8 protein-coding genes are annotated in these 12,777 nt (G+C 43.0%); 6 read left to right on the top strand and 2 right to left on the bottom strand.

Annotated elements, in window-relative coordinates; genetic code table 11:
• Nucleotides 1-183: 183 nt before the first annotated feature.
• The 6 genes from G561_RS0106825 to G561_RS0106850 all read left to right on the top strand — a co-directional run bounded on the left by G561_RS0106825 (nt 184) and on the right by G561_RS0106850 (nt 8,941).
• Nucleotides 184-2,631: a YgiQ family radical SAM protein gene (locus G561_RS0106825; RefSeq protein WP_028858872.1), complete on the top strand. Its 2,448-nt coding sequence runs from the start codon at nt 184-186 to the stop codon at nt 2,629-2,631.
• Between the two features lie 359 nt (nt 2,632-2,990).
• Nucleotides 2,991-3,812, top strand: a complete 822-nt coding sequence (locus G561_RS0106830; RefSeq protein WP_028858873.1) for a DsbC family protein — start codon at nt 2,991-2,993, stop codon at nt 3,810-3,812.
• A 376-nt stretch (nt 3,813-4,188) separates the two neighbouring features.
• Nucleotides 4,189-5,526: a homoserine dehydrogenase gene (locus G561_RS0106835; RefSeq protein ID WP_028858874.1), complete on the top strand. Its 1,338-nt coding sequence runs from the start codon at nt 4,189-4,191 to the stop codon at nt 5,524-5,526.
• Nucleotides 5,527-5,649: 123 nt separating this feature from the next.
• A complete protein-coding gene (locus tag G561_RS0106840) occupies nt 5,650-6,831 on the top strand; it encodes a thiolase family protein (protein ID WP_028858875.1) in 1,182 nt (393 codons plus the stop codon).
• 441 nt (nt 6,832-7,272) lie between these two features.
• Nucleotides 7,273-8,121, top strand: coding sequence for a DUF2382 domain-containing protein (locus G561_RS0106845; RefSeq protein ID WP_037031897.1), 849 nt, complete (start codon nt 7,273-7,275; stop codon nt 8,119-8,121).
• Nucleotides 8,122-8,326: 205 nt separating this feature from the next.
• A complete protein-coding gene (locus tag G561_RS0106850; RefSeq protein WP_028858877.1) occupies nt 8,327-8,941 on the top strand; it encodes a YsnF/AvaK domain-containing protein in 615 nt (204 codons plus the stop codon).
• A 140-nt stretch (nt 8,942-9,081) separates the two neighbouring features.
• Here the strand turns inward: G561_RS0106850 and G561_RS14185 are convergent, their stop codons facing one another.
• Nucleotides 9,082-9,426, bottom strand: coding sequence for a hypothetical protein (locus tag G561_RS14185; RefSeq protein WP_037031900.1), 345 nt, complete (start codon nt 9,424-9,426; stop codon nt 9,082-9,084).
• Between the two features lie 175 nt (nt 9,427-9,601).
• Entirely contained in the window at nt 9,602-12,379 is a 2,778-nt protein-coding gene (secA, locus tag G561_RS0106860; RefSeq protein ID WP_028858878.1) for a preprotein translocase subunit SecA, read from the bottom strand.
• Nucleotides 12,380-12,777 lie beyond the last annotated feature (398 nt).

A 12,777-nucleotide genomic window follows, 5' to 3' on the forward strand; every position in this document is an offset into this window, starting at 1 on the left:
TCCTAATCCATTGTTTACGGTGTAACCAAATTCGATGTCATATAATTTATTTATCAAAACTGGTTAAATTGCCATGATGAACCTAATTCATGTTAAAATGAGCGAAATTTTATTTAACCCATCCTCTGTACCCCCTCTATTACCCTCTATTATTTATTTAAATTATTATCTAGGTTAACCCCCATGTCTGCTGAAACTATCGCCCGCACTGCCTTCAAACAAGGCGTGACTCCTTTATATGACTACGATAAGCACTGGGCCAGCTGCTTTGAGCCTGCCCCCTTCTTACCCATGAGCCGACGCGAGATGGACGAGTTGGGCTGGGATGCTTGTGATGTGATTATCATCTCAGGCGACGCTTATGTCGATCATCCTAGCTTTGGTATGGCCATTATTGGACGTCTGTTAGAAGCGCAAGGCTTCCGTGTTGGTATCATCGCTCAGCCCGATTGGACCAGCAAAGATGCGTTTATGGAGCTTGGCAAACCAGTTTATGCTTATGGCGTGACTGCTGGTAACATGGACAGTATGATTAACCGCTATACTGCTGACCGCCGTATCCGCAGCGATGACGCTTATTCACCAGACAATGCGCCGGATAAACGACCTGATCGTGCCGCCATTGTCTACAGTCAGCGCTGCCGTGAAGCTTATCCAGATGTGCCGATTATTTTGGGTGGTATTGAAGGCAGCTTACGCCGTATCGCTCATTATGACTATTGGTCAGATAAGGTGCGCCGTAGTATCTTGCTAGACAGTCGTGCCGACGTGCTACTGTATGGTAATGCGGAACGTGCCATTGTCGATGTGGTGCATGGCTTGTCAAAGGGCTACACCTTTGAGCAAATGAGCAGCTTACGTGGCACCGCTTATTTACTAACGCCCTCACGTCGCCACTGGAAGGCCGACATGATTGAGGTGGCTAGTAATGATGTGGATACCGTGGGCCGTGTTGACCCTATCATTAATCCCTATGTGATGACTGAAGACTTAGACAGCTGCTCTATCGAAAAAGAAAAAGGCAACTCTGAAAGCAAAGTGACTGAGAGCCTATCAGCGATGGAGCGTCAGTACAAAGGCTTTAAAGCTGAGCCGGTTGAGAATAAAATCCTAAACGCCGATCAAGTTAATGATGACGTGCAACCGGTAAAGATGGTGGGTTTAGTCGATCCCCAGGATGAAAGCAACAAACCAAAAACAGCGCGTAAACACAAACTTAAATTGCCACCACGCGACAAGACGGTTATTCGCTTGCCAGATTATGAACAAGTGAAATCCGACCCTGTGCTATATGCTCACGCCAACCGTATTCTGCATTTAGAAACCAACCCAGGTAACGCTCGTGCGCTAGTACAGCGTCATGGCACTGGTGGTGGCAACTCTAGAACTGATATTGATGTGTGGTTAAACCCACCACCGATTCCGTTATCCACTGAAGAAATGGATTATGTCTTTGATTTGCCTTACGCTCGTGTGCCGCACCCAAGCTATGGTAAAGCACGCATTCCTGCCTTTGACATGATTAAATTCTCGGTCAATATTATGCGTGGCTGCTTCGGAGGTTGTACCTTCTGCTCTATCACTGAGCACGAAGGCCGTATTATTCAGAACCGTTCGGAAGATTCTATTTTGCGTGAAGTAGAAGCCATTCGTGATACAGCGCCAAACTTTACGGGCGTTATTTCCGACCTAGGCGGACCCACCGCCAATATGTACCGTCTCAGCTGCAAAGATGAGACTATTGAGAAAAACTGCCGTAAGCCCTCTTGCGTCTATCCAGATATCTGTGAGAACTTATTAACCGACCACAGCAATTTGACCAAGCTGTATCGTAAAGCCCGTGATATTAAAGGCATCAAGAAGATTTTAATTGCTTCCGGTCTGCGTTACGACTTGGCGGTAAAAGACCCTGAGTATGTCAAAGAATTGGTAACCCATCACGTCGGTGGTTATCTAAAAATTGCCCCTGAACATTCTGAAGAAAACGTGCTGTCGAAGATGATGAAGCCAGGTATGGGTTCATACGATAAATTCAAACAGATGTTTGAGCAATACAGCGCTGAGGCAGGCAAGGAGCAGTATTTAATCCCCTACTTTATTGCCGCTCACCCCGGCACCACTGATGAAGATATGATGAATCTGGCTCTGTGGCTAAAACGCCATGACTTTAGAACCGATCAAGTACAAGCGTTCTATCCAAGCCCAATGGCCACAGCGACCACTATGTATCACACCCACAAAGATCCACTGCGTAAGGTAACCCGTGAAGGTGGTGATGTGGAGATTGTGAAGTCAGGCAAACAGCGCAAATTGCACAAAGCTTTCCTGCGCTATCATGATCCCAAAAACTGGGCCATGCTTCGAGCCGCCCTAAAGCGCTTAGGCCGTGAAGACTTAATTGGTACCGCTCGCCATTGTTTGGTGCCTCCATTCAACTCACGTCTAGAGGGCAGAGACAGTCAGGACAGCTATAAGTCTGCACGCAAAAAGAACAGCCGTGTGGGATCTGATTCTGCTAAGCGTAGAAACTCATCTGCTGCTGCAGGCCATAAGCACTCAAATGCTAAACGAGTTAAAAAAGGCAACTTCCAAACCCAGCATACAGGCCTACCGCCTCGTGCGACAAAGTAGTTGCTTGATGCAGCTATCTATTGACGATTAGGTTTATCAGTCAAGCCTAGCCGCTGAATGCTTAGCCAATCATTGCCTCACTGTTAACCGCAGTGGGGCTTTTGTTTAACTGGGTCATATAAAACATATAATATGCTAAACTGAAAGCACTTTTTGTAGCGCTTTTTATAGCAAAAACTATAGCAATAACTATTCAGTATTAACCAAGGGCAGTAGCCTTAGGGATTGCAAACTTAGTTATTGCAAATTGCAAATTTAGTTATTACAAATAATATCTATCTTTTTCTAACCTCTATTATTGTTCTAGCCTTTATTAATAATAACAATCCTTCAAAAACGTCGTTTAAGAGATAATATTTATGATCAACCTGTTTTCCAAATCCTTCTCAACAACCTCCCCTGCTCTACCAAAGGCAGCCTTATTGGCTCTGGCTGTGGCCATAACTGGGTGTAATAGTAACAACACTGAAGCTAAGCAAAACCAACCTACTACCACAAAAGCTACAAGCGCTTCAGAGTCAGATGCTACCGTGGTTAAAGCCATTGAAGACAATCTAAAAGCTTCTGGCATCGAACAAAAAATCTTATCTGCTGTGCCCACCAGTATGGAAAATATCTACTGGGTCGATGCTGAAGGTGCCCCAGCTTTTTATAGCGATAAAGAAGGCCGCCATATTATCCTAGGTCAAATCTTGGAAGTGGGTCAGCAGCAGCCAGTTGAGATTAGTGCTGAACTAATAGCCAAAGTAGCCAAAGAAAAACTGGCATCTGTGCCTAAGAATGAAATGATTATTTATCCTGCTAAGGGGGAAACCAAAGCAGTTATCTATAGCTTCACTGACGCAGATTGTCCTTACTGTACCAAGATGCACTCTGAGATGAAGCAACTTAATGCCGAAGGTATTGAGGTTCGCTATTTGGCGTGGCCACGTAGCCAAGGCAGTTTGCCAAAAATGGAAGCCATCTGGTGTAGCGATGATCCTAAAGCAGCCATGGATAAAGCCAAAAAAGGCCAACCCCTCTCTACACCAAAATGTGATAGCCCCGTTCAATCTCATATTGATTTAGGCTTAAGCTTAGGTGTCAGCGGCACACCCGCCGTCTTCACTGAATCTGGGGTTCAAATTGGCGGTTACTTGCCAGCCAAAGAGATGGCAGCGGCAGCTATTGCTAATAAATAATCCTAAGTACTTTTTTAATAAGCCCCTAAAGCTTTTAACCCCTCCTAAAGCTGTATGCCTTATTTAAATTAATAAATAGAAGTAATATAGATTTAGGGGGTTAGCAATAGTAATGACTGTTAAGTAGTTAGTGCTTTATTCGATTAACATTGACTGCTAAGATAAATAACGCTTTGATATAAAACCAAAGATAGGAAGGTAAATCATAGCTATTAAGGCACAATGAATAAGGGCTATTTAGTTTTAGAAAACAATAGTATTATTAACCTATATAGTAATAAACTATAGAGGCTTTACCTTTATTTACTAAGCATTTCTATAATTTTATTCATACCAAAAAAAGATTATAACGCTGGATAACACTACTGAGGATAACGTGAGCAAATCAATCAAACTTGCTATATTGGGACTGGGCACTGTGGGCACAGGTGTCCTAGACCTACTGAAGGACAACTTAAAAGAACTTAAGAGGCGTAGTGGTCACGATATTGTTATTACCCAGGTAGGTACCCGTCGTCAACGCGATGACATCGACCCTGCCATCAAACAGAATAGTGATTTAATGGCGATTGCCGAAAGCGATGATGTCGATATTGTTGTTGAAGTAATTGGTGGCATGACCGTTGCTAAAGAAGTCATTATTCACGCCATCAAAAACGGCAAACATGTGGTCACTGCCAACAAAGCCTTACTTGCTGAACATGGCAACGAAATTTTTGCCTTGGCCGAAGAGCACAAGGTCCATGTGGCTTATGAAGCCGCTGTTGCTGGCGGTATCCCTATTATTAAAGTATTACGTGAAGCACTGGCCGCCAACAAAATTGACTGGTTAACGGGCATCATCAATGGTACTGGCAACTTTATTATGTCGGAAATGCGCGATAAAGGTCGCGACTTCGATGACGTATTGGCTGAAGCACAAGAGCTTGGCTATGCTGAAGCAGATCCTACCTTCGATGTGGAAGGTATCGATGCTGCTCATAAATTAGCCCTACTGGCTTCTATTGCATTTGGTATTCCTTTGCAGTTTGATAAAGTGTACTGTGAAGGCATTACCAAAATCACCCTACAAGATGTGACTTACGCTGAAGAGCTGGGTTATCGTATTAAGCATTTAGGCTTTGCCGTGCGCCGCTATGACAATCAACAGGGCAATGCTAATGATAAGAAGCTTACCGGTATTGAGCTGCGAGTTCACCCCACTTTAATCCCTGAAGATAAACTTCTGGCCAACGTCAATGGGGTGAAGAACGCTGTATTGGTGAACTCTCATCCGCTAGGCCAAACGCTTTATTATGGTGACGGTGCTGGTGCCGGCGCTACCGCTTCTGCGGTTATGGCCGATGTGATGGATTTAATCCGTGTGTTAACGGTGAAAGATGGCCATCACGTTCCCCACCTAGCGTTTATGCCAAACCAACTGTCTGATACACCGGTCTTAGCTGCCGATCAGATGATCACCGGTTATTATTTGCGTCTTGAAGCCAAAGACACCCCTGGCGTATTAGCCGATGTGACCCGTATTCTAAGTGATGCCGGCATCAATATTGATGCTATTTTACAAAAGCCGGCCCATCAAAAAGGCCAAGTACCCATCATTATTTTGACGCTACCAGTAATTGAAAATCAAATGAATAGCGCCATTAATAAGATTGAAGCATTAGAAGCGATTACCTCGGATGTGGTGCGTATTCGCTTACACGAACTAGACTAGAGTTAAGACTTAGTTTGTGGGTGGGTTGATAACAAGGGATAGTCTCCGTTTTTATTAACCCACCTAAGATTAAAGGGTTTTATAACCTGTTATAAATTACATTTCATAATTAAGGATAATAGTATGTCTTCAGATTCAATTGTTATTGTTAGCGGCGCCCGTACCCCAATGGGCGGATTCCAAGGCGACCTTACCGGTGCCACTGCTCCACAGCTTGGTGCTACTGCCATTAAAGTAGCCGTTGAACGTGCGGGTGTAAACGCGGAAGAGATTGATGAAGTTATTATGGGCTGCATCCTAACTGCAGGTATTGGCCAGGGCCCTGCTCGTCAAGCTATGCGCAATGCTGGTATTCCAGACAGCACTGGCGCTGTAACCATCAACAAACTTTGTGGTTCAGGCTTAAAAGCAGTAATGCAAGCTCATGATTCGATTAAAGCAGGCAGCGCTGATATTATCGTTGCCGGTGGTATGGAGTCTATGACCAATGCTCCTTATGTCTTGCCTCAAGCACGTCAAGGTTACCGTATGGGCCATAATGCAGTTAAAGACCATATGTTCCTTGACGGCTTAGAAGATGCTGATACCGGTAAGCTTATGGGACAGTTCGCCCAAGAAATGGCGGATGAAAAAGGTTATACTCGTGAGCAAATGGATGATTTCGCTATTGAATCATTAAACCGTGCGCTAACCGCTATTAACGAAGGTCATTTCAAAGATGAAATCACCCCTGTTACTGTAAAAACCCGTAAGGGTGAAGTGGTTATCGATACTGACGAGCAGCCTGCTAAAGCCAATGCTGAGCGTATTCCTACTTTACGTCCTGCTTTTGCTAAAGAAGGGACAATTACTGCCGCCAACGCCAGCTCAATCTCTGATGGTGCAGCAGCGGTTGTGGTAACCTCTGAAAAAGTAGCTTCTGAAAAAGGCTTAAATATTGAAGCCCGTATCGTTGCTACCGCTACCAACTCTTTACACCCAAGTAAGTTCACCATCGCCCCAATTGGTTCTATGCAAAAAGTACTAGAAAAAGCGGGTTGGTCAGTTGAAGATGTCGACTTATGGGAAATTAACGAAGCCTTCGCTATGGTAACTATGGCTGCTATGGATGAGATGAATATTCCTCATGCTAAGGTAAACATTGAAGGCGGTGCTTGTGCCCTTGGTCACCCAGTAGGTTGTTCTGGTGCTCGTATCCTAGTGACACTAATCAATTCTTTAAAACGCACTGGTGGTAAGAAAGGTGTTGCTTCACTATGTATCGGTGGCGGTGAAGCCGTTGCGGTCGCAATCGAATTGCCTTAGTAGTTATCTAATAGTAGTTATTAAATAACTATTTCAATTTCTTAATTTATTAAAGAGTCTCTTTATGAGGCTCTTTTTTTATGCAACTCAGTAATGCCCTCACTAATAAACAGTGGATGTGTAACAGTAAACAAAGCTTTGTTAGTTGGTTTACACCCTATTACACGCAATTACGCATTTTAATACTGTGATACTCGTTCACTATATAAACTCCAATTTTCTATTGTTATTCTAATAATCAAGTTATCGACGAGCAATTGAGGATGAGTTGCTGAAAAGGCTTTTTAGCAATTATCTTTAATTAAATCAGATACTTAACCGATACTTAGGTGGACGGTTTCGTTTTAAAGCATCAAGAATTATTAAATAAAAAATTAACTTTAACCAAGCAATAAAGTGTCAGAAAACACTTCAAACTCAAACACAAAAGGAAGAAAAATAATGAGTCAACTAATTCGTTTAAAAGACATCCAAGCTACTCACCGTGACCTAATTGGTGATGATTATTATGATCCAACTGGCAAAACTGCTTTTGGTGCCAACGAAGAAAAAATCGGTAAAGTTGAAGGAGCGTTGGTTGAAGATATTACTGGTCGCATCCGCTACTTAATTGTAGATGCAGGCGGTTGGTTTAGCTCAAAAGAAGTTTTAGTGCCTGCTGGTCTAGCCCGTATCGTTGGTGATGACATTTTCTTTGACAGCCTGACTAAATCTCAAGTGGAAGCCATGGAAGAGTATGACCATGACTATCAGTACAGCTATAATGAACAAGCTAATAAAGACCGTCAAGCTTTCGTAGCTGATACTATTCCAGCTGAAGAGCGTCTTGAATTGAACGAAGATTACTACAATGCACCTAATACTCTAGAGCTGCTAGAAGAGCGTCTAACTGTAAACAAAGATCGCATTGTTGCTGGTCTAGTTAAAGTAGGCAAGCATGTGGTATCTGAAGACCGCGCAGTAGATGTTGAGCTAGAAGAAGAGCATGCTCATATCGAACGTAAAGAAGTGAACCGTCCTACTGATCGTAGAATTGGTGATGATGCTGGTGCAGACTCGGTACAAGTTGAACTTGAAGCAGAACGTGCCAATGTTAGCAAAGACACTTATGTTACAGAAGAAGTTAATATCGGCAAAACTACTGAGCGCCGCACTGAGACCATTCATGAAACGATTCAGCGTGAAGAGCTAGATATCGACCGTGATGGTAATATCGTGGACCGCGAAGGTAACATCGTTGATCGTGATGATATCACTGCTGACGACGTACGTGCCTATCGTAATAAATAATCAATATTGAAGATATGAATTACCAAAAATAGCAATCTTATGATGTAACTCAATCAGTTAGATTGCAGCGAAGCGAAAGCCAGGGTTAATTAACTCTGGCTTTTTTAACGCTATCTATAACTAAATAAACATAATAAAAACGCGCTTTAATTGTACCTCGGGTATGCTGTTAATAGTTACCTCTTTTAATTCCAAAGGAATGCTTATGAGCCCTATATCAAATAATTCTAATAAATTAGATAATACCAATCTTACCCAGTCAGAGTCACTACAAAACCAACCACAGACTGCAACGAACCGTTCAGTGACTGACCTCTCTAGTCCTACAGCGACTGAGAGCAATCGTACTTTAGTCGGTAATATGGAGCTGCTTGAAGAGCGTGCTGTTGTAGATAAAGAACGCCTTGATGTCGGTAAAGTAACCGTAACTAAGCACGTTAGAACTAAAACAGTCAATGTACCGGTAGAACTAGTGGAAGAAGTATTGGTCATTGATACTGAGTACTATGATCCCGACTCAAGACAGTTGTTAAACTCAACGGCCAGTGAGGCGGATTTAGTGCGCCATATTGAGCCCACACTAGACAGTAAGCCAAGTATTACAGTCAATGGCAAGCAGGTATCGCTTGAGCATGAGCCTGTAGAGATAGTAATTTCTCGCCAGGTGGCAGTTATCAAAAAAGAAACTTATGCGGTACAGGATGTGGCTATTGAGAAATCCACTCATATCCATAAAGATACTTTTGATGTGGAACTGAAGCATGAAGAGTTAGATGTCCAAGAAGAAGGTTACTTTGATCATGAAGTGCGCAAGCCTTGAGGCTTAAGACGAACTTTATTCAAACAAACAGTTGATTAAATAAATCAAAAAAATAGCCAGCAATTGCTGGCTATCTTACTTATATCGTCACAATGTCAGTTATAAGCTACTCTTATAAAATACCACTTATAAAAGTATCATTACTCAGCTGGTGACTGCTCTGTTTCAGCCGGTGCTGCGTCAGTAGAGGCTGGCTCTTTAACCGTTTTCTCTTCTGGATCTGCAGTCATCGTGCCGTTCTCAACATCCATTGATTGTGATTGTGCTTCTTCAATACTATCAGAGCGCGCATCAACATCGTCTAGATCATCAGCCACGATAACAGGATCATTACCTTCAGCAGGCTCAGCTGACATTGGCACATCTGCTTCAGCTTCTGGTGCTGGGGCTTCTTCTGACTGTTTTTGACAGGCAGTAAGTCCCATCACTGCCGCCATTGCTGCAGTTAATACTGTTAACTTCATAGAGTATTTGATACCCATCATATTCATTATCCTTTTGTTTTGTGTTACTAAAAAAACTCAGTTTCAACCTCATTATGAGTGCTCATGATCGATAAACAGCACTCTAACTGTGTGTTTAGGACTTTGATACCAAACTTAACTTAATAGTATCAAGAATAAGCTAAAGTTGACAGCTACTATATTTTTCTTTGGCCTACTATATTTTCCCATGACATTGTTTATAACGCAGTCCCGAACCACAAGGACAAGGAGCGTTACGACTAATGTTCATACCTTCGTATGGGTTGTCCCCATCTGCCGCTGATTGTGCAGCCATCTGTCTGTTTTGTTGCTGTTGTGCCTGATTAACAGCAGCCACTTCAGCCTCGTTATGACGCTCACCAGTTAAGCTATCTAAGTCATCGTGTTCAAACATCATACGCTGACGTTCGGCCTGTGCCAAGCGCTCAGCTTCCATCGCTTCTAATTCTTCTTTGGTTGGAATATGAACACGTGATAAATCTTGAACGGTGTCTGACTTAATAGCACCTAGCATCATCTGGAATAGCTCGAACGACTCACGCTTGTATTCTTGTTGCGGATCTTTTTGGGCATACCCTCGTAAATGAATCCCTTTACGCAGTTGATCCATTTGGGTTAAATGCTCTTTCCAGTGACGGTCCAAGCTTTGTAGCATAAAATGACGCTCAAGCTGAGCAGCATTCTCAGGCGACATTTGCTCACGGCGATCACGATAACGCTGAATGGCGGTTTGGATAATTTTCTCACGCAGACCTTCTTCATCCAATCGGCGATCTTCATCTAACCAGTCATTTATGGGAATATAGTATTTAAACTCGCTTTCTAGCTCATCTTCTAACCCATCAATATTCCACTGATCATCAATAGATCCTGGTGGAACAAATTGGCTAATTAACGCATCATAAACATCACGATGCATCTCTTCAATAGCATCTTGTAAATCCGCTTCAGCAAGCAGATCATCGCGCTGTGAGTAGATAACTTTACGCTGCTCATTAGCCACGTCATCGTATTTAAGTAAGTTTTTACGCGCATCGAAGTCACGGCTTTCAACTTTACCTTGCGCATTTTCAATTGAGCGAGACACCATCTTGTGCTCAATGGCTTCATCTTCCTTCAGACCCATAGCGCGCATCATATTCACCACACGATCACCGGCGAAAATACGCATTAAGTCATCTTCTAAAGACAAGAAGAATCGTGACTGTCCTGGATCCCCTTGACGGCCCGCACGACCACGCAGCTGGTTATCAATACGGCGTGATTCATGACGCTCTGAACCGATAATATGCAGGCCACCTGCAGCCAATACTTCATCGTGTTTTTTCTGCCAGTCTTGTCTTAGACGCTCCATCTCTTCTGGGCTAACGTTTTCTGGATCGACAATCTGTGCCTGCCAGTTACCGCCTAGGATAATATCGGTACCACGACCTGCCATGTTAGTGGCAATAGTGACCGCTCTTGGGCTACCTGCCTGAGCAATAATTTCAGCCTCACGCTCGTGCTGCTTAGCGTTTAGGACGTTGTGTTTGATACCTTCTTGGTCCAGTAAATATGATAATTCTTCACTGGCTTCAATAGTGGCAGTACCCACCAATACCGGAGCGCCCTTGGCCTGAATCTCTTTAATTTCGCGGATAATGCCTTTGTATTTGCCCAGCTTAGTTAAGAAAATCTGGTCATCTAAGTCAATACGGGCAATCGGTTTGTGGGTTGGAATAACCACCACATCGATGTCATAGGTAGATTTAAATTCAGCAGCTTCAGTATCCGCAGTACCCGTCATACCCGATAGCTTGTCATATAGACGGAAATAGTTCTGGAATGTGGTGGTTGCCAGAGTTTGGTTCTCTGCCTGGATTTCTACCCCTTCCTTGGCCTCTACTGCCTGATGCAGACCATCTGACCAACGACGACCTGGCATGGTACGACCGGTGTTTTCGTCAACGATGATTACTTCGCCATCATTAACGATGTAGTGCACGTTTTTGACGAAGATATGATGTGCTCGTATCGCTGCTTGTACGTGAGCCAGTAATGGCAGACGGGTTGGACTGTATAAGCTCTCATTTTCCCCAAGCTCACCAACTTCAACTAAGAAAGCCTCAATTTTTTCGTAGCCTTTTTCACTGATTTCGATTGAGCGGTTTTTTTCATCAATCCAGAAGTCACCATCTCTATTTTCTTTGTTGGCTTCTTCATCAGTCGAGCGTTTTAGACGAGGAATAATATTATTGATTAGCGCATAAGTAGCAGAAGAGTCATCTGCCTGACCTGAAATAATAAGCGGTGTACGGGCTTCATCAATTAAAATCGAGTCAATTTCGTCAATAATACAGTAGTTTAACGGCCGCTGTTTTTTCTCAGCTAAGCTAAATACCATGTTATCTCGTAAGTAATCAAACCCGTACTCATTGTTGGTACCATAAGTAATGTCAGCTTGATAAGCATCTACTTTTTCTTGTGGGGGCTGCTGCGAGTAGATAACGCCGACCGTTAATCCTAAGAAGTTAAATAAGGGACGGTTTAAATCAGCGTCACGCGCCGCAAGGTAGTCGTTCACCGTGACCACGTGTACCCCTTTACCACTGATGGCATTGAGGTAAATGGCCAAAGTTGCCATTAAGGTTTTACCTTCACCGGTACGCATCTCAGCGATTTTACCTTCATGCAGGGTGATACCACCGATAATCTGCACATCGTAATGACGCATACCTAACACACGCTTTGAGGCTTCACGACACACCGCAAAAGCCTCAGGCAATAAAGAGTCTAGGCTAGCCCCTTCGTCAAAACGACTCTTAAACTCTGCCGTTTTATTACGAAGCTGTTCGTCTGTCAGGGCGGCTATTGCTTCTTCTTGAGCATTTACTTTTGCGACAATTTGGCGCATCCGCTTTAACTCACGATCGTTTTTAGTACCAATTACGCTTCCGATTATTTTTGACAACATAACTTTGTAGACCTACTTATCGACTCAGTCGTGCATTATTAGGTGCAGACCATAAAAAAATTTTATCTATTATATATGGTAACAGTATTGATAGATACAAGGGCAACTGAATCTACAGCCATAAATTATTTGTTATTTTTTATAAAAAAGTTGGCTTGTCTCAGTAATTTTACCTACCAGTCCACGCTTGGCTTTACTATATATAACCGCCCAAGCAACACCATATAACCGCGCAGACAACACTATATAACCGCTCAGGCAGCGCTTACCATACGTTTCTAAATTCGCCCTCAATAGATGTTAAAATAGAAAATAGAGAGAGTATATTACTGTAATACTCTTTTTTATCTTCTTAAAGCCCCAAACAAGAGGGGCCACTCCTATTTTTTGCTTATTGT

Origin of the sequence: Psychrobacter phenylpyruvicus DSM 7000 = NBRC 102152 (assembly GCF_000685805.1) — a bacterium.
GTDB classification, from domain to species: domain Bacteria; phylum Pseudomonadota; class Gammaproteobacteria; order Pseudomonadales; family Moraxellaceae; genus Psychrobacter; species Psychrobacter phenylpyruvicus.